The 20770-nt window shown below is 73.5% G+C and carries 21 protein-coding genes and 1 pseudogene; 16 read left to right on the forward strand and 6 right to left on the reverse strand.

Features of this window, described 5'->3' with window-relative positions:
• Positions 1 to 2 precede the first annotated feature (2 nt).
• A complete protein-coding gene (locus tag IO20_RS0104250; RefSeq protein WP_030206742.1) occupies positions 3 to 479 on the forward strand; it encodes a C40 family peptidase in 477 nt (158 codons plus the stop codon).
• Positions 480 to 564: 85 nt separating this feature from the next.
• On the opposite strand, the gene IO20_RS0104255 is transcribed toward IO20_RS0104250, so the two are convergent.
• Positions 565 to 1002: an ATP-binding protein gene (locus IO20_RS0104255; protein ID WP_030545970.1), complete on the reverse strand. Its 438-nt coding sequence runs from the start codon at positions 1000 to 1002 to the stop codon at positions 565 to 567.
• A 177-nt stretch (positions 1003 to 1179) separates the two neighbouring features.
• Positions 1180 to 2367: an 8-amino-7-oxononanoate synthase gene (locus IO20_RS0104260; RefSeq protein WP_030545968.1), complete on the reverse strand. Its 1188-nt coding sequence runs from the start codon at positions 2365 to 2367 to the stop codon at positions 1180 to 1182.
• A 143-nt stretch (positions 2368 to 2510) separates the two neighbouring features.
• Between IO20_RS0104260 and bioB the strand changes: the two genes are divergently transcribed.
• The 11 genes from bioB (at position 2511) to mug (ending at position 13062) form a co-directional block, all read left to right on the forward strand.
• A complete protein-coding gene (bioB, locus tag IO20_RS0104265) occupies positions 2511 to 3794 on the forward strand; it encodes a biotin synthase BioB (RefSeq protein WP_030545966.1) in 1284 nt (427 codons plus the stop codon).
• A gap of 65 nt (positions 3795 to 3859) precedes the next feature.
• Positions 3860 to 5080, forward strand: coding sequence for an adenosylmethionine--8-amino-7-oxononanoate transaminase (locus IO20_RS0104270; protein WP_245684866.1), 1221 nt, complete (start codon positions 3860 to 3862; stop codon positions 5078 to 5080).
• A 28-nt stretch (positions 5081 to 5108) separates the two neighbouring features.
• Positions 5109 to 5840 (forward strand): dethiobiotin synthase, encoded by a 732-nt coding sequence (gene bioD, locus IO20_RS0104275; protein WP_030545963.1) that lies wholly within the window; start codon positions 5109 to 5111, stop codon positions 5838 to 5840.
• A gap of 54 nt (positions 5841 to 5894) precedes the next feature.
• Entirely contained in the window at positions 5895 to 6239 is a 345-nt protein-coding gene (locus IO20_RS0104280) for a VOC family protein (protein ID WP_030545961.1), read from the forward strand.
• 10 nt (positions 6240 to 6249) lie between these two features.
• Positions 6250 to 6921: a class I SAM-dependent methyltransferase gene (locus IO20_RS0104285; protein WP_030545960.1), complete on the forward strand. Its 672-nt coding sequence runs from the start codon at positions 6250 to 6252 to the stop codon at positions 6919 to 6921.
• Positions 6922 to 7020: 99 nt separating this feature from the next.
• Positions 7021 to 7446: a GNAT family N-acetyltransferase gene (locus IO20_RS0104290; RefSeq protein ID WP_030545959.1), complete on the forward strand. Its 426-nt coding sequence runs from the start codon at positions 7021 to 7023 to the stop codon at positions 7444 to 7446.
• A 218-nt stretch (positions 7447 to 7664) separates the two neighbouring features.
• Positions 7665 to 9035, forward strand: a complete 1371-nt coding sequence (locus tag IO20_RS0104295) for a hemolysin family protein (protein ID WP_030545958.1) — start codon at positions 7665 to 7667, stop codon at positions 9033 to 9035.
• Positions 9032 to 10051, forward strand: coding sequence for a hemolysin family protein (locus IO20_RS0104300; RefSeq protein ID WP_030545957.1), 1020 nt, complete (start codon positions 9032 to 9034; stop codon positions 10049 to 10051). The genes IO20_RS0104295 and IO20_RS0104300 overlap by 4 nt, the downstream gene beginning before the upstream one ends.
• A 129-nt stretch (positions 10052 to 10180) precedes the next feature.
• Positions 10181 to 10963: an SGNH/GDSL hydrolase family protein gene (locus tag IO20_RS0104305; protein ID WP_030545956.1), complete on the forward strand. Its 783-nt coding sequence runs from the start codon at positions 10181 to 10183 to the stop codon at positions 10961 to 10963.
• Between the two features lie 108 nt (positions 10964 to 11071).
• The gene (purB, locus tag IO20_RS0104310; protein WP_030545949.1) at positions 11072 to 12514 is read left to right on the forward strand and encodes an adenylosuccinate lyase; all 1443 of its coding nucleotides are present in this window, start codon (positions 11072 to 11074) and stop codon (positions 12512 to 12514) included.
• On the forward strand, positions 12511 to 13062 hold the full coding sequence (gene mug / locus IO20_RS0104315; protein ID WP_078945842.1) for a G/U mismatch-specific DNA glycosylase: 552 nt from the start codon (positions 12511 to 12513) through the stop codon (positions 13060 to 13062). Before purB ends, mug begins: the two co-directional genes overlap by 4 nt.
• A 33-nt stretch (positions 13063 to 13095) precedes the next feature.
• On the opposite strand, the gene IO20_RS0104320 is transcribed toward mug, so the two are convergent.
• Positions 13096 to 13533 (reverse strand): hypothetical protein, encoded by a 438-nt coding sequence (locus IO20_RS0104320; protein ID WP_030545945.1) that lies wholly within the window; start codon positions 13531 to 13533, stop codon positions 13096 to 13098.
• A gap of 151 nt (positions 13534 to 13684) precedes the next feature.
• Here IO20_RS0104320 and IO20_RS0104325 point away from each other — a divergent pair, with 151 nt between their 5' ends.
• Positions 13685 to 14842, forward strand: a complete 1158-nt coding sequence (locus tag IO20_RS0104325) for an ROK family transcriptional regulator (RefSeq protein WP_030545943.1) — start codon at positions 13685 to 13687, stop codon at positions 14840 to 14842.
• Positions 14843 to 14896: 54 nt separating this feature from the next.
• Here IO20_RS0104325 and IO20_RS0104330 read toward each other — a convergent pair whose 3' ends face one another.
• Positions 14897 to 15637: a GntR family transcriptional regulator gene (locus IO20_RS0104330; protein ID WP_030545941.1), complete on the reverse strand. Its 741-nt coding sequence runs from the start codon at positions 15635 to 15637 to the stop codon at positions 14897 to 14899.
• A gap of 279 nt (positions 15638 to 15916) precedes the next feature.
• Positions 15917 to 16810 carry an RNA polymerase sigma factor SigJ gene (gene sigJ / locus IO20_RS0104335; protein WP_106978514.1) on the reverse strand — a complete coding sequence of 298 codons (894 nt, stop codon included), beginning with the start codon at positions 16808 to 16810 and terminating at the stop codon, positions 15917 to 15919.
• 134 nt (positions 16811 to 16944) lie between these two features.
• Here sigJ and IO20_RS38260 point away from each other — a divergent pair, with 134 nt between their 5' ends.
• Positions 16945 to 17775 carry an alpha/beta fold hydrolase gene (locus tag IO20_RS38260; protein ID WP_031126848.1) on the forward strand — a complete coding sequence of 277 codons (831 nt, stop codon included), beginning with the start codon at positions 16945 to 16947 and terminating at the stop codon, positions 17773 to 17775.
• A gap of 48 nt (positions 17776 to 17823) precedes the next feature.
• Here the strand turns inward: IO20_RS38260 and IO20_RS0104345 are convergent.
• Positions 17824 to 18717, reverse strand: a pseudogene (locus tag IO20_RS0104345) (EamA family transporter); the annotation flags it as partial.
• A 65-nt stretch (positions 18718 to 18782) separates the two neighbouring features.
• On the opposite strand from IO20_RS0104345, the gene IO20_RS0104350 reads away from it, so the two are divergent.
• Together IO20_RS0104350 and pdxR are read left to right on the forward strand one after the other, a co-directional pair.
• Positions 18783 to 19193 (forward strand): RidA family protein, encoded by a 411-nt coding sequence (locus IO20_RS0104350; protein ID WP_030545933.1) that lies wholly within the window; start codon positions 18783 to 18785, stop codon positions 19191 to 19193.
• A gap of 14 nt (positions 19194 to 19207) precedes the next feature.
• Positions 19208 to 20716, forward strand: a complete 1509-nt coding sequence (gene pdxR / locus IO20_RS0104355; protein WP_031126851.1) for a MocR-like pyridoxine biosynthesis transcription factor PdxR — start codon at positions 19208 to 19210, stop codon at positions 20714 to 20716.
• Positions 20717 to 20770: the final 54 nt, after the last annotated feature.

Consider the following 20770-nt stretch of genomic DNA (forward strand, 5'->3'; position numbering starts at 1 on the left):
GCATGACCGCGCAGATGCACGTCCCGTCCCTGCTGTCCCGGGCCGGAGCCGTCTCGGCTCTCACCCTCGCCGCCGTCGGCGGCACGCTGCTCGCACCAGGTGCGGCATCGGAGGCCCAGGCAGCCACCACGCACGCGAACAAGGCACTGAGCGTCGCCGCGTCCAAGAAGGGAGCCCCGTACCGGTACGGGAGCACCGGACCCACCAGGTTCGACTGCTCCGGGCTGACGCTCTACGCGTACAAGAAGGCGGGCAAGTCGCTGCCCCGCACCGCGCAGCAGCAGTACAACACCACCCGGCACATCTCCGCCTCCAGCAGGCAGCAGGGGGACCTGGTCTTCTTCCACTCCGGCGGGAGGGTGTACCACGTGGGCATCTACGCCGGCAGCGGCAAGATCTGGCACTCGCCCAAGACGGGCTCCTGGGTGAAGCTCGACAAGATCTGGTCGTCGAAGGTCTACTACGGCCGCGTCCGGTGATCCGGCGCCGATAGCGGTCCGTTCGTGAGGGGTGCGGTGGCGCCGCCGTACCCCCTCGCGGGAGAGATCCGTATACGAAAAACCGTCAACACCTCGCGACGGGCGACACGGTCCACGGGACCGTGATCCAGACCGTCTTGCCGCCGTCCTCGGTCGGCGTGACCGAGAGCCGGCCGCCCGCCTCCGCCGCGAGGACACGGATGATGACCAGGCCCCGGCCGTTGTCCTGCTGGACCGCCGCCGGAAGCCGCCTGGGACGGCGGGGGTGGCTGTCGGTGACGCCGATGTGGAGCCGTTCCTCGCGCTCCAGGCGGACCTCGACCGTGAAGGTCGGCGACTGGCCGAGGGTGTGCAGAACGGCGTTGGTGGCGAGTTCGGAGACGATCAGACGGACCGAGTCCGCGAGATCCGCGGCGCCGTCGAGGCCCCAGCCGGTGAGGACGTCCGCGACGTATCTCCGGGCCGTGGGGACCGAGGCGGGGTCGCTCGGCAGCGTGACGGATGCTTCCTGGTGATCTGCCATGGCGACGCTGTCCCTTTCCCGCCGGGGCCGCTGCCCCGGATCGCGCTTCGCGTCAGAGTGCCACCGATCGTGCCGCGCCGGGCCGCGTTCCACCAAGATATGTCCCCATCTGTCGCCCGAAGCGGTGAACTCTGCTGCCTCGGAACGCTTTTGGGCCTTCTCCCGGATCGCCCGCCGTCAGGCCTCCGGGACCGCGGGCGCCGTGCGCAGGATCGTCGCCACCGCGCGCTCGATCTGCGCGTCCGTCAGATCGGCGCGGGCCGTGAGGCGCAGCCGCGAGATGCCGTCTGGTACGGAGGGAGGGCGGAAGCAGCCGACGACCAGGCCCTGTTCGCGGCAGTCCGCCGCCCAACGCAGCGCCGCCTCCGGGGAGGGGGCGCGCACCGAGACGACGGCCGCGTCGGGCCGGGCCGCGGTGAGGCCCGCCTCCGTGAGCAGCCGGTACAGCGTGGTGGCGACGGTACGGGCCCGCCCGGCGAGGACCGGCTCCGCGACCAGCAGCCGGAGGCCGGCGAGCGCGCCGCCCGCGGCGGCCGGGGCGAGCCCGGTGTCGAAGATGAAGGTACGGGCCGTGTTCACCAGGTGCTCGATCACCCGGGCCGGGCCGAGGACGGCTCCACCCTGGCTGCCGAGGGACTTGGAGAGGGTCAGGGTGGCGACGACGTCCTCGTCGCCCGCGAGCCCGGCCTCGTGCAGGGCGCCCCTGCCCCCTTCGCCGAGGACGCCGAGGCCGTGGGCGTCGTCCACCACGAGCCCCGCGCCGTGTTCCCGGCAGGCCGCGGCGAGCCGCGTCAGCGGAGCCTTGTCGCCGTCGACGGAGAAGACGGAGTCGCTGACCACCAGGGCACGCCGCCCCGGGTGCGCGTCCAGGGTCTTGGCGACGGCCTCGGGGTCGGTGTGCGGGACGACGGCCGTCTCGGCGCGCGCGAGGCGACAGCCGTCCACGATCGAGGCGTGGTTGGAGGCGTCGGAGACGATCAGGGAGTCCCGGCCGCCGAGGGCGGTCAGGGCGGCCAGGTTGGCCGTGTAGCCGGAGGAGAAGACGAGGGCCGCCTCGAAACCGCAGAAGTCGGCGAGTTCGCGCTCCAGACGGGTGTGCAGCCGGGTCGTGCCGGTGACGAGCCGCGAGCCGGTCGAGCCGGCGCCCCAGCGCCTGGCGGCCTCCGCCGCGGCCTCGGTGACCTCGGTCCTGCGGGTGAGGCCGAGGTAGTCGTTGCTCGCCAGGTCGAGGAGGTCGGATTCGGCCGCCCGGGGCCGCAGCGTACGGACGAGACCGGCGTCGGCCCGGCGGCGCGCCTCGGCGTCGGTCCAGTCGAACGCGGTACGGCGCGGGCCCGCGGCCCGTGCGTCGTCGGCCTGTGGCATGCGGCGATCCTTTTGTAGGCAGCGCACAGACCCTAACCGCAGGATGCCGCGGCCGGGATGTGGTCATCCACACACCTCGTTCGGGGGCGTTTGTTCGGATCCTCCTTGGCCCGGGGGTGGGCGGTAGGCAAGGATCAACCCTTATGGACCTGCTGAACACGCTGGTGGAGAAGGGGCTGCGGCGCGAGCTGCCGACCCGTGAAGAAGCGCTCGCCGTCCTGGCGACCTCCGACGACGAACTGCTCGATGTGGTGGCGGCGGCCGGCAAGGTGCGCCGTCAGTGGTTCGGGCGCCGGGTGAAGCTCAACTACCTGGTGAACCTGAAGTCCGGCCTGTGCCCCGAGGACTGCTCGTACTGTTCGCAGCGGCTCGGCTCCAAGGCCGAGATCCTCAAGTACACGTGGCTGAAGCCGGACGAGGCGTCCCAGGCCGCCGCGGCGGGGGTCGCCGGCGGCGCCAAGCGCGTCTGCCTGGTGGCGAGCGGCCGCGGTCCGACGGACCGGGACGTCGAGCGGGTCGGCAGGACCATCGAGGCGATCAAGGAGCAGAACGAGGGCGTCGAGGTGTGCGCCTGCCTCGGTCTGCTCTCGGACGGACAGGCGGAGCGGCTGAAGGACGCAGGCGCCGACGCGTACAACCACAACCTGAACACGTCCGAGGCGACGTACGGCGGCATCACCAAGACCCACACCTACGCGGACCGCGTGGACACCGTGCAGAAGGCGCACGCCGCCGGTCTGTCGGCCTGCTCGGGTCTGATCGCGGGCATGGGCGAGAGCGACGAGGACCTCGTCGACGTCGTGTACGCGCTGCGCGAGCTGGACTCCGACTCGGTGCCGGTCAACTTCCTCATCCCCTTCGAGGGGACGCCGCTCGCCAAGGAGTGGAACCTGACGCCGCAGCGCTGTCTGCGGATCCTCGCGATGGTGCGGTTCGTCTGCCCCGACGTCGAGGTCCGGATCGCGGGCGGCCGTGAGGTGCACCTGCGCTCGATGCAGCCGCTGGCACTCAACATCGCGAACTCGATCTTCCTCGGCGACTACCTGACGAGCGAGGGCCAGGCCGGCCAGGCCGACCTGGACATGATCGCGGACGCGGGCCTCGAGGTGGAGGGCGCGGGCACGACCACGCTGCCGAAGCACCGCGCGGACGCCCTCGCCGAGGCCGGTGCCGCGGCGGCCGGCGGCTGCGGTTCCGCCGGGGCCGCGGGCTGCGGCCCGGCCGCGGAGAAGACGGAGGAGGGCGCGGGCTGCGGCTCGCACTCCGGCGGCGGCTGCGGTCCCTGCGGCGGGCACGCCGAGCCCGCGTCCACCACGCCCGCGTCCAACGGGGCGGCGGAGAGCGCGCCGGCCACGAACGGCGCCAGGACCGACCTGGTCGCGGTGCGTCGCCGGGGCGCCGGTACGGACCTCGCGCCGAACGCGTGACGGCCGTGCGCAACGACGAACTCATCGCCCTGGACCGGGCGCACGTCTGGCACCCGTACGGACCGATGCCGGGACGTACGGACCCGCTGGTCGTGGCGTCCGCGTCCGGGGTACGCCTCCGGCTCGCCGAACCCTCCGAGGGCCGGGACGAGTTGGTCGACGGCATGTCCTCCTGGTGGTCGGCCGTCCACGGCTACAACCACCCGGTGCTCAACGCGGCGGTGCGCGACCAGCTGGAGCGCATGAGCCACGTCATGTTCGGCGGGCTCACGCACGAGCCGGCCGTGCGGCTCGCCGCCCGGCTCGTCGAGATCACCCCCGAGCCGCTGCGGCATGTCTTCCTCAGCGACTCGGGCTCCGTGTCCGTCGAGGTCGCGGTCAAGATGTGCCTGCAGTACTGGCGTTCGCTCGGCCGCCCCGAGAAGCGGCGGCTGCTCACCTGGCGCGGCGGCTACCACGGGGACACCTGGCAGCCGATGGCCGTGTGCGACCCGGACGGCGGAATGCACGAGCTGTGGACGGGGGTGCTCCAGCGGCAGGTCTTCGTGGACGCCCCGCCCGCCGCGTACGAGGAGTCGTACGCCGAGCTGCTTCGGACCGAGATCGGGAAGCACGCGCACGAAGTGGCCGCGGTGATCGTGGAGCCGGTGGTGCAGGGCGCGGGCGGGATGCGCTTCCACGACCCGGAGTATCTGCGGGTGCTGCGGGAGGCCTGCGACGCGCACGACGTCCTGCTCGTCCTCGACGAGATCGCCACCGGCTTCGGGCGCACGGGCACGCTGTTCGCCGCCGACCAGGTGGGGATCTCCCCCGATGTGATGTGCCTGGGCAAGGCCCTGACCGGCGGCTATCTGTCGATGGCCGCGACGCTCTGCACGAGCCGCGTCGCCGACGGGATCTCGCGGGGCGAGGTCCCCGTACTGGCGCACGGGCCGACCTTCATGGGCAACCCGCTGGCGTCGGCGGTGGCCCTCGCCTCGATCGACCTGCTGCTCTCCCAGGACTGGCAGGTCGAGGTCAAGCGGATCGAGGCCGGACTGCGGGCGGGCCTCGCGCCCGCCGCCGAGCTGCCGGGGGTCCGCGAGGTGCGGGTGCTCGGGGCGATCGGGGTCGTCCAGCTCGACCACGAGGTCGACATGGCCGCGGCGACGCGCGCGGCGGTCCGGGAGGGCGTGTGGCTGCGCCCGTTCCGGGACCTGATCTACACGATGCCGCCGTACGTGACGGGCGACGAGGACCTGGCCCGGATCTGCGCCGCGGTACACGCGGCGGCAGCGGCGGGATGACCATGTGAACGGAAGGACGGGCAGGGCAGTGGGAATCGTCGTCGTCAGCGGGACGGGCACGGAGATCGGCAAGACGGTGGTGACGGCGGCGGTGGCCGCCGTGGCCACCGCCGCGGGCCGGTCGGTCGCCGTCCTGAAGCCCGCGCAGACGGGGATCGGTCCCGACGAGCGCGGCGACGCGGACGAGGTCGTGCGGCTCTCGGGCGCCGTGGCCTCCACCGAGCTGGGCCGATTCCCGGAGCCGCTGGCTCCGGGGACGGCCGCCCGGCGGGCAGGGCTCGCCCCGGTCGGGGCCCTGGAGGTCGCCGAGGCCGCGCGCAAGCTGGCCGCCTCGCACGACCTGGTCCTCGTGGAGGGCGCGGGCGGGCTGCTCGTCCGCTTCGACGCGGAGGGCGGCACGCTCGCGGACGCGGCCGCGCTGCTCGGCGCACCGGTCCTGGTAGTGGCCCCCGCCGGGCTCGGGACGCTCAACGCGACGGCCCTGACGGCCGAGGCGCTGCGGGCGCGCGGTATCGAGCAGCTGGGTGTCGTGGTCGGCAGCTGGCCGACGGCGCCGGACCTGGCGGCGCGCTGCAATCTGGCCGATCTGCCGGAGGCGGCGGGCGCGCCGCTTCTCGGCGCCGTACCGGAGGGGTCGGGGGCGCTCGACCCGGCGGAGTTCCGGGCGGCGGCGGGCGGCTGGCTGGGTCCCGCGCTCGGCGGTACCTGGGACGCGGCGGAGTTCGGGGGGCGGTTCGCACCCGGGCCCGTGGCCCCCTGAGGCGTCGCGCCCGGAACCGTGGTCCCCGGGGTGGCGACTCCGTAGGCTGGAAGCATGCGTGCTTCCGTGCAGGAGATCGTCTTCGATTGTGCCGACCCCGCCGTACTCGTCCGCTTCTGGGCGGAGCTCCTCGGCGGTGCTCCGGTCGACCGGAGCGGCGACTGGTCGTACGTGGACCCGCCGGGGTTCACGCGGCTCGCCTTCCAGCGGGTGCCGGAGGGCAAGTCGGTGAAGAACCGGCTCCATCTCGACCTCCAGGTGGAGGATCCGCACCGGGCGGCCGAGGAGACCCTGCCGCTCGGCGCGGCCCGGGTCGGTGACCTGATGAAGGACGAGCAGGGCGCCTTCCAGGTGATGCGGGACCCGGAGGGCAACGAGTTCTGCTTCGTGACGGGCTGAGGTGGTTCCCATGACACCGCCACCCCCGGTCGGGCCGGGAAACGTCTCTCCCCGCGTCCACCATCCGCTGTTCGCCCGCTTCTACGCCCGGTTCAGCGTGTCCGCCGACACCAGGGGCGGGCTCGGGGACCTGCGCCGGGAGCTGCTCGCCGGGCTCTCGGGCCGGGTCCTGGAGATCGGGGCGGGGAACGGGCTGAACTTCGCGCACTACCCGGCCGGGGTCACCGAGGTGGTGGCCGTCGAACCGGAGCCCCGGCTGCGCCGGCTGGCCCAGGAGAACGCCCGGCGGGCCGGCGTCCCCGTGGCCGTACTGCCGGACACGGCCGAGGCGCTGCCGCTCGAGGACGCCTCCTTCGACGCGGCGGTGGCCTCGCTCGTGCTGTGCACGGTACGGAGCGTGCCACAGGTCCTCGCGGAGCTGCACCGGGTGCTGCGCCCGGGCGGCGAACTCCGCTTCTTCGAGCACGGTGCGGCCGGGACGCCCGGTCTGGCCCGGGTGCAGCGGGGGCTCGACCGGACGGTCTGGCCGCTGCTCTTCGGCGGCTGCCACACCGCGCGCGCCCCGCTCGCGGCGATCGAGGCGGCCGGATTCACCCTCGGCCCGTACCGCTCCTTCGACGTCCCGGAGAAGGGCCCGCGCCTGCCGTCGTCGCCCTGTGTGCTGGGCGTGGCCCGGCGGTAGGGGATGTCCTGCCGATCGGCAGGACCCCTTCGCGTACGGCGGCGTCCGTCAGCCGGAACTGCCTGGCGACGGTCCGGCGCCCCATGGTGGGATCCGGCCATGAGCGATCTTCAGATACGTACCGCCGCCCCCGACGAGGCCGAGGCCGTGCTGGCCTTCTGGAAGGAGTCCGCGAAGGGGACGTCCGTCTCCGACGACGTGCGGGGGGTGACCCGGCTCGTCGAGCGTGACCCGGAAGCGCTCATCCTCGCCGTGGCTGACGACCGGATCGTGGGGTCCGTGATCGCGGGCTGGGACGGTTGGCGCGCCTCCCTCTACCGGCTCGCCGTGCTGCCCTCGCACCGTCGGCGGGGCATCTCCACCGCCCTCCTGCGAGCGGCCGAGGAACGTTTCGCCGCGCTCGGCGGACGGCGGGTGGACGCCATGGTCCTGGAGGAGAACGAAACCGGGCACCACCTGTGGACGGCGGCCGGCTACCGGCGTCAGGACCACTGGCGGCGCTGGGTGAAGCCGCTCGGGGAGTGAGCCCCGGCGAGCCGGGCGGCAAGGTGATCACCAGGCCCCTTTGCCCGTCCTTTACCATGGTTGCGCACCATCATGTCCTACGTCACGACGATCGAAAGGTGTGAGCGTCCGCCCATGGGCGAGCCTCCCAGTAGCACTGGTTCCGACAGCACCCGCTCCGCAGACCGACATCGAGCGGTCCTCCATCCCCTGACTGATCATGGGACGGAGGTGAACCGATGACCGAAGTGCTTCTGCTCCTCCTTGCGCTCCTCCTCTCCGTCGCCTGCGGCGCCTTCGTCGCGGCCGAGTTCTCGCTGACCACCGTCGAGCGCGGCGAGCTCGAAGCCGCCGTGGAGCGCGGCGAGCGCGGCGCGGCGGGGGCGCTCAAGGCCGTCAGGTCGCTGACCTTCCAGCTCTCCGGCGCCCAGCTGGGCATCACCGTCACCAACCTGGTGGTCGGCATGCTCGCCGAGCCGTCGATCGCCAAGCTGATCCGGGGCCCGGCCGAGGCCATCGGCCTCTCCCCCGCGGTCGCCTCCTCGGTGGCGCTCGTCCTGGGCACCGCCCTGTCGACCGTGGTCCTGATGGTGGTCGGCGAGCTGGTCCCCAAGAACTGGGCGATCTCCTCGCCGCTCGCCGTCGCGAAGGTCGTCGCCACCCCGCAGCGGATCTTCACGGCCGCTTTCAAGCCGCTGATCAGCCACCTCAACAACACGGCGAACCGGATCCTGCGCCGCATCGGCATGGAGCCGACCGAAGAGCTGGCGTCCGCGCGTTCCCCCCAGGAGCTCGTGGCGCTCGCCCGGCACTCCGCGAAGGAGGGCGCGCTGCCCGCGGACACGGCGGAGCTGTTCGTCCGTACCCTCAACCTGGCCGAGCTGACCGCCGAGAACGTGATGACGCCCCGCGTGCAGGTGACCGCCCTCGACGTGCAGGCCACCGCCGAGGACGTCGCCAACGCGACCCGCGCGACCGGCCTGTCCCGCTTCCCCGTCTACCGGGGCAGCCTCGACGCGGTCGTCGGCATCGCGCACATCAAGGACGTGCTCGCCATACCGGCCGCCGAGCGACCGTACCGCCGGATCGGCGAGCTGCTGCGCGAGCCCCTGCTCGTCCCCGAGACGCTGACCGTGGACCGCCTCCTGGACCGCCTGTCCGGGAAGCAGACGATGGCCGTCGTCATCGACGAGTACGGCGGCACCGCAGGTGTCGCCACCCTGGAGGACATCGTGGAGGAGGTCGTCGGCGAGGTACGCGACGAGCACGACCCGCACGAGACGCCGGACCTGGCGCGGGCGGGCGAGGACGCGGACGGGCGTGAGCTCTGGTCCGCGGACGGCGCGGCCCGTACCGACCAGGTCGAGGTGATCGGCCTCCGGGTGCCTGACGGCCCGTACGAGACGCTCGCGGGCGTCGTCGCCCATGAGCTGGGCCGCATCCCGGGCGTCGGCGACCGGGTGGAGCTCGGCGACTGGCGGCTCGACGTCGTGGACGCCTCGGGCCGGCGCGCCGCGCGCGTGCTGCTGCACGCCCCCGCGACGCACCAGACCGATGACGGGACCGGCGGGACCGCCGGGACCGACGAGACCGGGCAGGCGGGCCGATGACCGCGATCCAGCTGTTGATCGGCTTTCTCACCCTGATCGTCAACGCCTTCTTCGTCGGCGCCGAGTTCGCCCTGATCTCGGTCCGCCGCAGCCAGATCGAGCCGCTGGCCGAGTCCGGCGACCGGCGGGCCCGCAGCGTCATATGGGGCCTGGAGCACGTGTCCGCGCTGCTCGCCGCGGCGCAGCTCGGCATCACGCTCTGCACCCTGGTCCTCGGCATCGTCGCCGAGCCGGCCATCGCGCACCTGCTCGAGCCGGTCTTCGACGCGATCGGCGTGCCGCACGGTCTGGTCCACCCGATCTCGTTCGTGATCGCGCTGAGCGTGGCCACGTACCTGCACATGCTGCTCGGCGAGATGGTGCCGAAGAACATCGCGCTCGCCGAGCCGACGCGCACCGCGCTGCTGCTCGGCCCGCCCCTGGTGACGCTCGCGCGGGCGCTGCGGCCGGTGATCTTCACGATCAACGCCTTCGCCAACGCCCTGCTCAAGCTGTTGCGGGTGGAGGTCAAGGACGAGGTCTCGGCGACCTTCTCCGACGACGAGCTGGCCCGGATGGTCACCGACGCGGGCGACGCCGGACTCCTGGACGACCGGGCGGCCGAGCGGCTGCACGACGCCCTGGAGTTGGGCCGCCGTCCCGTACGGGACGTCGTGATGCCGGCGGAGAAGGTGGTGTACGCGCAGGTGGGCACCACTCCCGAGGAGCTGGAGGCGCTGTCGGCGCGGACGGGCTTCTCGCGTTTCCCCGTGCTCGACGCGGAGCGCCGGATCCTCGGCTATCTGCACGTCAAGGACGCCCTGGACGTCTCGCCGCGCGACGTGCCGTTCCCGGTGTCCGCGCTGCGGCCGATCGCCAGGGTGCGGGCGGCCACGCCGCTGGACGACGTCCTGACCGCGATGCGCCGCAGCCGGACGCACCTGGCGGCGGTACTCGACGAGGACGACAAGCCGTCCGGGCTCGTGGCGATGGAGGACGTGCTGCGGGAGCTGGTGGGCCGCCCGGCGTCGTCGTAGCGGTTTGGAGGACCTCGTACGGCAGGCTCGTACGGCAGCGTCGTACGTGAGGGAGGGTCCTGGGTGTTCCCGGGGCCCTCCCTTCCTGTCGGCACCCCTCGCATACCGCGCGGTATGATCTCTCCCGCCATGGAGATCAATGCCACGTACAACAGTTTTGTCGCGCTCGGCGACAGTTTCACCGAGGGCATGTCGGACCTCAGGCCCGACGGTTCCTACCGGGGCTGGGCCGACGTCCTCGCGGACCGCCTGGCCACCCGCACCCCCGGCTTCCGGTACGCCAACCTCGCCGTCCGCGGCAAGCTCATCGGCCAGATCGTCGACGAGCAGGTCGACACGGCCGCCGCCATGAAGGCGGACCTCGTGACCCTCGTCGGCGGACTCAACGACACCCTGCGCCCCAAGGTCGACATGGGGCGGGTGCGCGGGCTGCTCACCGAGGCCGTCGAACGGCTCGCGCCCTCCTGCGGGCAGCTGGTCCTGATGCGCAGCCCCGGCCGGAACGGCCCGGTCATGGAGCGCTTCCGCCCCCGCATGGAGGAGCTCTTCACCCACATCGACGAACTGGCCGCCCGGCACGGCGCCCTGGTCGTCGACCTGTACGGCGCCCCCTCGCTCGGTGACCCCCGGCTGTGGGACGTGGACCGGCTCCACCTCACCGCCGACGGGCACCGAAGGGTCGCCGAAGCCGTGTGGCAGGCCCTCGGCCTGGCCCCCGAGGAGGACTGGCGGACGCCGCTGCCGCCGTCCCTGCCGCCGGGCTGGACGAGCCGCCGGCTCGCCGACGCCCGCTTCGCCCGGCAGCATCTGGGCCCCTGGATCGGCCGTCGGCTGACCGGCCGCTCCTCCGGCGACGGCCGCGCGCCGAAGCGCCCCGACCTGGCGCCCCACGAACCGCCGACGGGTCCGTGAACCGCGCTCCGGGCGCGCGACCCCTCCGCGCGTGAGCTGCGTCTCGTAGCAAGCTCCACATGGGGCCGTGGCGCTGGCCTGCAGAAACCGCCAGTAGAATCTGTCCACGTGACTGCTGTGACTGCGAAGCCCCGCATCCCCAACGTTCTGGCCGGCCGCTACGCCTCCGCGGAGCTCGCCGTCCTCTGGTCCCCCGAGCAGAAGGTGAAGCTGGAGCGTCAGCTGTGGCTCGCCGTGCTCCGTGCGCAGAAGGACCTCGGGATCGAGGTTCCGGAGGCCGCCCTCGCCGACTACGAGCGCGTGCTCGACCAGGTCGACCTCGGTTCCATCGCCGAGCGCGAGAAGGTCACCCGGCACGACGTGAAGGCCCGGATCGAGGAGTTCAACGCCCTCGCCGGCCACGAGCACGTCCACAAGGGCATGACCTCGCGCGACCTCACCGAGAACGTCGAGCAGCTGCAGATCCGGCTCTCCCTGGAGCTGATGCGGGACCGTACGGTCGCCGTCCTGGGCCGTCTCGGCAAGCTCTCCGCCGAGTACGCGGAGCTGGTCATGGCGGGCCGCTCGCACAACGTGGCCGCCCAGGCGACCACCCTCGGCAAGCGTTTCGCGACCGCGGCCGACGAGCTGCTCGTGGCCTACGCGCGTCTGGAGGAGCTGCTCGGCCGCTACCCGCTGCGCGGCATCAAGGGCCCGGTCGGCACCGCTCAGGACATGCTGGACCTGCTCGGCGGTGACGCCGGCAAGCTGGCCGACCTGGAGCAGCGGATCGCCGGTCACCTCGGCTTCGCCCACGCCTTCACCTCGGTCGGCCAGGTCTACCCGCGCTCGCTCGACTACGACGTGGTCACCTCGCTGGTGCAGCTGGCCGCCGCGCCGTCGTCGATCGCCAAGACGATCCGCCTGATGGCGGGCCACGAGCTGGTCACCGAGGGCTTCAAGCCCGGCCAGGTCGGCTCCTCGGCGATGCCGCACAAGATGAACACCCGCTCCTGCGAGCGCGTCAACGGCCTCATGGTCATCCTGCGCGGCTACGCCTCGATGACCGGCGAGCTGGCCGGCGACCAGTGGAACGAGGGCGACGTCTCCTGCTCCGTGGTCCGCCGGGTCGCGCTGCCGGACGCCTTCTTCGCCCTCGACGGTCTCCTGGAGACCTTCCTCACCGTGCTCGACGAGTTCGGCGCCTTCCCGGCCGTCGTCGCCCGCGAGCTCGACCGCTACCTGCCCTTCCTGGCGACCACCAAGGTCCTCATGGGCGCCGTGCGCGCCGGGGTGGGCCGCGAGGTCGCCCACGAGGCCATCAAGGAGAACGCCGTCGCCTCCGCCCTCGCCATGCGCGAGCAGGGCGCCGAGCGCAACGAGCTGCTCGACAAGCTGGCCGCCGACGAGCGCATCCCGCTGGACCGGGCGCAGCTCGACGAGCTGATGGCGGACAAGCTGTCCTTCACCGGCGCCGCCGCCGACCAGGTCGCCTCCGTGGTCTCCCGCATCGAGGAGATCCTCAAGCAGCACCCGGAGGCCGCCGCCTACGCCCCCGGAGCGATCCTCTGACCCGGTTCACCCCGGAGCAGCTGGAGGCCGCCCGCGACCGCGTCGTTCCCGACGTGGTGGCGGGCGGCCTTTCCGTGCTGTTCTGCGGGATCAACCCGGGGCTGATGACGGCTGCCACGGGACATCACTTCGCCCGCCCCGGCAACCGGTTCTGGCCGGTGCTCCATCTGTCCGGGTTCACCCCGCGGCTGCTGCGGCCGGACGAGCAGGGCGAACTCCTCTCGTACGGTCTGGGGATCACGAACGTGGTGGCGCGGCCGACCGCGCGGGCCGACGAGCTGAGCCGCGAGGAGTACCGGACGGGCGGGCGGCTGCTCGTCGAGAAGGTGGAGCGGCTCGCGCCGCGCTGGCTCGCGATCGTCGGCGTCACCGCGTACCGCACGGCCTTCGACGAGCCCAAGGCGGCGATCGGGCCGCAGGAGCGCGTGATCGGATCCACCCGGGTCTGGGCGCTGCCCAACCCGAGCGGCCTCAACGCGCATTGGACGGCGGCGACGATGGCGGAGGAGTACGCCCGGCTCCGGGAGGCGGCGACCAGGACTCCGTAGGGCATCGACGCCGGTCCGCCGGTCTTCCGGTCCTCACGGCAGATCGACGTCGGTGATCACGGCGAGGAGCTGGAAGGGCAGCTCCTTGTCCCACTGGGAGACGCCGAGCCCTATCCACCGCCCGTCCGCCCGCCACAGCCGCACGCTCGGGGTGTGCGAGCTGAGGCTGGACCACGGCTCGGGCAGCTCCTCGCCCTCCATGCTCCGCTCCAGGACGGACCACAGGACCACCTCATCCGGTGGCCCCCAGCGGGCGGTGAGCAGGACGGCGAGCCCGTCCCGCTCCGCCTCGTACTGCTCCTCGACGAGCACGCGGCGCGTGCCGTCGTCCTCCCAGAACTCCTCGCTCGTCGCGAGCTCCGCCACATGGAAGCCCGGACCGCTGTCGAGGGGTCCGGACCGCTCCGGTCGCGCGGGGAAATCGCGGGAGCGGAGTAAGTCGATCGTCGCCAGGTGCCGTGCCGTGGTCATGAGTCCAGTAAAGCGGCCCGCACTGACAGTTGGCGTTCCGTCAGAAGGCGGGCCGGGGCCGGCGCGGGCCGGCCCCGGGGGCGGCCCTCGCCGCGGCCCGACCCATTGAGTACCATCCGCCGAAGAGGTGCACGAGCTGGGAGGACACACTGTGGGGCGGCTGACCGGCGGGGATCCGTCTCTGCTGCGGCGGATCAACTCCGCGGTGGTACTCCATGCGCTGCGTGGCGCCGACGCGCCCACGCTCACGGATCTGACCCGGATCACGGGCCTCTCGCGGCCCACGGTCGAAGGGGTCGTCGAGGGCCTCATGGAGGGCGGTCTCGTCGTCGAGGCCGCACCCGAGGAGCGCGAGACCCGGCGGCAGGGGCGGCCGGCGCGGAGGTTCCGCTTCCGCGCGGAGGCCGGTCATCTGCTCGGCATCGAGATCGGTCCGCACCGGGTGGCCGCGCTGCTGTCCGGTCTGGACGGACGGATCATCGGCGCCGGATCGCGCGAGGTCGCGGAGACGGCTCCCGAGGACGAGCGCCTCGACCGGGTGCGTACGGTCGTGGCGGACGTGCTGCGCAGGGCCGGGGTCGCCCGGTCCAATCTGCGGGCGGTCGGCGTCGGTACCCCGGGCATCGTGGAGGCCGACGGGACCGTCCGCCTGGGCACCGCCCTGCCGGGCTGGACGGGTCTCGCGCTCGGCGAGCGGCTGCGGCGGTCGTTCCGGTGCCCGGTGATCGTGGAGAACGACGCGAACGCGGCGGCCGTCGCCGAGCACTGGAAGGGTGCCGCGACCGACTCCGACGACATCGTGTTCGTCCTGGCCGGGCTGAGCCCGGGAGCCGGTTCGCTGATCGGCGGCCGGCTGCACCGGGGTTTCGGCGGCGCGGCCGGGGAGATCGGCGCACTGCACCTGCTGGGCCAGGGCGTCACCCCCGAGCACCTGCTCTCGACCACGGACGAGCCGCTGCACCCGCTGGACGAGCAGGCGGTCGCCGAGGTCTTCGCGCTGGCCCGCAAGGGCGACGCGCGGGCGCAGGCGGCGGAGGAGCGGTTCATCCAGCGGCTGGTGCACGACGTGGCGGCGCTGGTCCTCGCGATCGACCCCGAGCTGGTGGTGGTCGGCGGCTGGGCGGCCGGCCTGGACGGCGTACTGCAGCCGCTCCGGGACGAGCTGGCGCGGTTCTGCCTGCGGCCGCCGCGGGTTGTGCTGTCGCTGCTCGGCGAGGCCGCGGTGGGGACGGGCGCGCTGCGGCTGGCCCTCGACCACGTCGAGGAGCAGCTGTTCGCGGTCGAGGGCACGGTGACGGCCCGCCGCTAGGGTCTGTCCGAGGAGGGACCGGCGACGGGCCGTGGGTGGGACGGGCGTGTCGTGTTACGAGGCCATGACCAGGTCGACGGAGTCGCCGAAGGTCAGCCGGCAGGTGTCGGCACGGTAGGTGGCCACGGAGACGGCGGCGGTACGTCCTCCGGAGAGGTAGCGGGTCGTCACCACCAGGACGGGCGCGCCCGGCAGGCGGTCGAGCTCCTTGGCGTCGTCGGCGCGGGCGGAGCCGAGCTCCACGGAGCGGTCCTGGCCGTCGAGGGCGAGGTGCTGGAGTTCCCGCAGCACCTCGCCGGCGCGGGCAGGTCCCGCGGGCGCGTCGGCGGCACTGAGATTCGGGACGGAGCCGGCCGGCACGTACAGCAGCTCGGCGGCGACGGGCTGGTCCTGGCTGACGCGGAGGCGGCGGACGATGTGCAGCCGCTCCTCGGCGCCGCTCTCCAGGAGGCGTGCGACGGCGGCCGGTGCCACGTCGGAGGCGGAGTCCAGGGACTGCCAGGCCTCGTCGCCGACACCGGGCCAGGTGTGCTGGGTGGTGGAGACGTCGACGCCCACGCGCGGCGGGGCGACCGTGGTGCCGACGCCGCGGCGGCGCTGCAGCCGGCCCTCCAGCTCCAGCTGTTCCAGGGCCTGTCGGAGCGTGGCCCGGGCGACGCCGAAGCGGGCCGCGAGCTCGCGCTCGTTGGGAAGGATCTCCCCGACCGCGAAGTCCGAGTCGAGTGCTTCGCCGATCACCGTCTTGAGGTGCTGGTACTTCGGCTCCGGTACCGATGCCAGCTGCGTGGTCCCCACCCTGATCCTCCGCAATTCGCCGTGTCCCGCGGCGGTTTTCCGCGCCCTTGTTTATTAAAGGTTCCTGCACTATCTCTGCGACCATAAGGCGAGCCTCCCCCTTGGTCAAGACCAATCCTCCGTCGAACGCCCCCGAATGTGACCCTCTGACCTAGATCGTTCACAGGACGTTCGCGCCCCCGTGAGCCCCGCGCAGCAAGAGGCCCCGCCTCCCGGGATGGGAGACGGGGCGGATTCCGGTCAGGGCGCGCTCGCGTGTTTCCGGCGCCGTGGTGCGGCTCAGTGCTCGCCGGTGTCGGCGAGGCCCTGGAGCTTGTCGGGGTTGCGGATGACGTAGACGCACTGGACGCGCCCGTCGCGCACCTCGATCTGGGTGACGGTGTCGGGCCGCCCGTCGGCGAGGGTGAGGACCGCGGGGGCGCCGTTGATCTCGACGAAGCGGATCTCGTACAGGGTGTCCGCGTCCCGGGCCACGGCGGCGAGGAAGCGCCCGACCTTGTCGGCGCTCTCGAGGATCCGGCGTGGCGTCTTGGCCTTGCCGCCGCTGTCGCCGACGAGTCGCGCGTCGGGTGCGAGCAGGGCGAGGAGTCCGCCGAGGTCGCCGCCCGCCGCGGCGGCGAGGAAGCGCTCGGTGAGGTCGCGGCGCTCGACCGGGTCCACGTCGTAGCGCGGCTTGCCCTCGTCGACATGGCGCCGGGCGCGCCCGGCGAGCTGGCGCACGGCCGCCTCGGAGCGGTCGAGGGCGGTGGCGATCTCCCCGAACGGGAAGCCGAAGGCCTCGCGCAGCACGAAGACGGCCCGCTCCAGCGGGGAGAGGGACTCGAGGACGACCAGGACGGCGAGGGAGACGGAGTCGGCGAGCAGGGCGCGCTCGGCAGTGTCGGGGGCGGCCGGGCCGAAGTCGGTGACGACGGGCTCGGGCAGCCACGGGCCGACGTAGGCCTCTCGGCGCGACTGGGCCTGCCGGAGGCGGTCGATGGCGAGGCGCGTCGTGATCCGCACGAGGAAGGCGCGGGGCTCGCGGACGGCGGCCCGGTCCTCGGCGGTCCAGCGCAGCCAGGCCTCCTGGACGACGTCCTCGGCGTCGGCGGCTCGGCCGAGCATCCGGTAGGCGACGCCGAGGAGCATCGGGCGGTGCTCCTCGAAGAGTTCGGTCAGGGTGTCGGTCGCGATGTCGGTGGGCACCTCTCCATCCCAGCCCACCGGCGTCGGCCTGTCCAGTTTCGGACAGGGTCTTGAACTCCTGGCTACTCATCGGTAATTCTCCCTGACGGGACGTCTAAGAAGCTTCAGGACAGGGAGTCCGCATGCCCGAACGGATCGCGTTCACGTTTCAGACCCCGGCGGGGCCCCGCACGGCGTCCCTCACGTACGAACGCCGGGGCTCGGGCGAACCGCTGCTGCTCCTGCACGGCATCGGACACCACTGGCAGGCCTGGGAGCCCGTCCTCGACGTCCTGGCCACCGAGCGGGACGTGATCGCCGTCGACCTGCCCGGCTTCGGCGCCTCCGACGAGCTGCCCGACGGCTGTCCCTACGACCTGGCCACCGTCACTGCCGTGCTCGACGGCTTCTGCGCGGCCCTCGGCGTCGAACGGCCGCACGTGGCGGGGAACTCGCTCGGCGGACTGCTCGCCCTGGAGCTCGGCCGGGAGAAGCGGGTGCGCTCGGTCACCGCGCTCTCCCCCGCCGGGTTCTGGTCGGAGGGGGAGCGGCGGTACGCCTTCGTGACGCTCCGGGCGATGCGGGGCGCCGCCCGGTCGATGCCCCTGCCGCTGATCGAGCGCCTCTCCCGTACGCCCGTCGGGCGCACCGCGCTCACCAGCAGCATCTACGCGCGCCCCGGCCGCCGTTCACCCGAGGCGGTCTACGCCGAGACGCTCGCGCTGCGCGGCGCCACCGGTTTCCGGCAGACCCTGGCGGCCGGCGGATCCGTGCGCTTCCGCGAGGACGTGCCCGAGGTGCCCGTCACCGTCGCCTGGGGCACCCGCGACCGGCTGCTCCTTCCCCGCCAGGGCCTCCGGGCCAAGCACACCCTGCCCGGCGCGCGGCTCGTCCGCCTGCCCGGCTGCGGCCACGTACCCATGAGCGACGACCCGGCTCTCGTCGCGCGCGTCGTCCTGGACGGCAGCCGCTGAGGTCCGCCGCCGCGTCCGCGTGAACAGGCCGGTGCCCACGGCGGCGCCGGCCCCGACGAGCAGACCGCCGACCGCCTGCGGGAGGCCGAAGGCGGCGCCCGCGACCAGCGCGGCGCTCAGCGCGGCGGCGACCGGGATCGCGCCGGTGAAGAGGGTGGCGCGCTCCATGCCGACCCGCTGGACGCCCATGTAGAAGAGGACGAATCCGACCACCGTGGCGAGCGCCGCCTGCCAGATCAGGGCCCCCGTCTCGACGCCCGTCGGCAGGCGTACGAAGTCGGGGCCGTCCACCAGCAGGCCGATGAGCGTCGCCTCGGCCGCGCCGACCCCGCAGACGGCGGCCGTGAGCAGTTTCGGCCCGAGCAGCCGGAGCACCGGGACGGCGAGGACCGTGAACCCCACCTCGCCCGCGAGCGCCGCCACCGACCAGCCGATCCCGGCCAGGTCCGTCCGCCCCCAGCCCTGCACGGTGAAGGCGCCCGCGGCGACGAGCAGCGCCCCGTACAGCACGGCGGGGGCGGGCCTGCGGCCCTCGATCAGCGGGACCAGGACGGCGACGACGACCGGGGCGCAGCCGACGAGCACACCGGGCACGGCGGGCTCGGCCGTCCGCTCGGCGGCGAGGACCGCCAGGTTGAAGCCGACCATGCCGACGCCCGCGAGGGCGGCGAGCCTCAGCCAGTGACGGGCGGTCAGCTCGCGCAGCGGGGCGAGCCCGCCGCGTCCGAGGAGCGGGAGCAGAAGCAGACAGGCGGCTCCGTAGCGCAGTGCCTGGCCGCCCGCGTACGGGTAGGCGCCGAGCAGGCTGTTCGCGGTGAAGGAGGCTCCGACGAGGGCGTAGGCGAGGGTGACCAGGAGGACCCCGCGCAGGGCGTTCGCGTTCATGCCCCCGACGCTAGGCAGCGGGGCGGCCCCTGTTGAGGTCCACTTTCCTCGCGTCATCGGGGACCACTTCGGGGCGGGGAAAACCCCGTGCGCGTCTGCGGCCCGCCGGTCAGACTCCCGCCATGACTACGAGGATCACCCGGATCAATCCCGACGGGTCGCACCCGACGCCCGGATACCACCACGTCACCGTGGTGGAGGCCGGCCGCACCGCCTACCTGGCGGGGCAGTGCCCGCTCGACCGGAGCGGTTCCCTGGTCGGCCCGGGGAACCTCGAGGCGCAGGTCGACCAGGTCGTCGAGAACGCTCTCGCCGCCTTGACGGCGGTGGACGCCGAGCCGCAGCACGTGGTCCGCTCGGTGATCTACGTGCGGAGCGAGGACAGGGACGCCCTGGTGACGGCGTGGCGCCGGCTCACCGAATCCGGCCTCGGACCGGCGTTCACCACGGCGAGTACGCTCCTGGGCGTCGCGCAGCTCGGCTACCCGGGTCAGCTCATCGAGGTGGACCTCACGGTGGCCCTGCCCGGCTGAAGGGGGTACAAGGGATGAGGAGCCACGGACAGGCGGCCTGGGAGCTGCTCCTGCCCTTCGTCGACGCACCGGCGCGGCAGCGGGGGCGCGCCCTGCAGGAGGCGCTGCGCGAGGCGGTGCGCTCGGGGCGGCTCGCGGCCGGGACCCGGCTGCCGTCGACGCGCGAGCTCGCGGCCGACCTGGGCGTCTCGCGGGGCCTCGTCACCGAGGCGTACGAGCAGCTCACCGCCGAGGGGTACCTGCGCAGCGGCCGGGGCGCGGGCACCTGGGTCGGTGAGGCGGCCAGGGCCCGGCGGACGGGCCACTCAGGAGCGGTGGACGGGGGCCTCGGGTCGACGCAGGCCGGTCGCCTCGGGCCGGGGGCGGACGGCGGCGCGCCGGTGCGCGGGGTGCGTGCCCCGGACCCGGTCCCGGACGGCGGGGCCGCCCGCGTCCTCGTGGACTTCCGTCCGGGGACGCCCGACCTGTCGCTCTTCCCCAGGGCCGCGTGGGCGGCCGCCCAGCGTGCCGTGCTCACCCGGCTGCCCCACCCGGCACTCGGGTACCCGGACCCGCGCGGGCTGCCCGAACTGCGGGAGGCACTGGCCGGGATGCTGGCCAGGCGGCGGGGCGTGGTGGCCGATCCGGAGCGGCTCGTGGTCTGTTCGGGCGTGGCGCAGGCCTCGACGCTGCTCGGCTTCGTCCTGCGGGCGCGTGGGCTCGACGCGGTCGGCATCGAGGATCCCGGCAGTCCCGAACACGGACGTCTGTTCGCCTCGACCGGCCTGGACACGGTGTGGCTGCCCCTGGACGAGGAGGGACTGCGGCCCGGGCCGCTCACCGCATCGGGCGTGCGGGCCGTGGTCGTGACCCCCTCGCACCAGTTCCCGTCCGGGATCAGCTGGTCGGCCCGGCGCCGTGCCGCGCTCCTCGACTGGGCGCGTGCGGTGGACGGCTACGTCCTGGAGGACGACTACGACGGTGACTTCCGGTACGACCGGGCGCCCGTCGGCGCGCTTCAGGGGCTCGACCCGGAGCGGGTGGTCTACGCGGGCTCGGTCAGCAAGTCGCTGGCGCCCGGACTGCGGCTCGGCTGGACGCTCGTCCCGGAGGCGCTGCTGGGCGAAGTGGTCGAGCGCAAGCGCACGATGGACCTCGGCAACCCCGTACTCGACCAGGCCGTGCTGGCGGAGTTCGTGACGCGGGGCGGGTACGACCGGCAGTTGCGCCGCTGCCAACGCGCCTACCGGGAGCGGCGGGACGCGCTGCTCGGCGCTCTCGCCGAGCACCTGCCCGGGACGCGGGTGAGCGGCATCGCGGCCGGGCTCCATGTCATCGCGCGCGTACCGGCGGATTTCGGGCCGCCGGAACGGTTCCTCGCACGTGCGGCGGAGGCCGGGGTGGCGCTGCGGCCCCTGGAGGACTACGGCACCGCCCGGCCCGCCGACGGGGACGTGCGGCTCGTCATCGGGTACGCGCACCTGGCGCCGTCGGCCGTGACGGCCGGGATCCGGCTGGTGGCGGAGGCGGTCGGCCGGGGGTGAGGCCATGGCCGGGAGTGAGGCCGTCGAGGGCGCCCGCGCCGCCCGTCTTCGCAG

The sequence above is a fragment of the Streptomyces exfoliatus genome, assembly GCF_000725545.1.
GTDB lineage: Bacteria > Actinomycetota > Actinomycetes > Streptomycetales > Streptomycetaceae > Streptomyces > Streptomyces exfoliatus.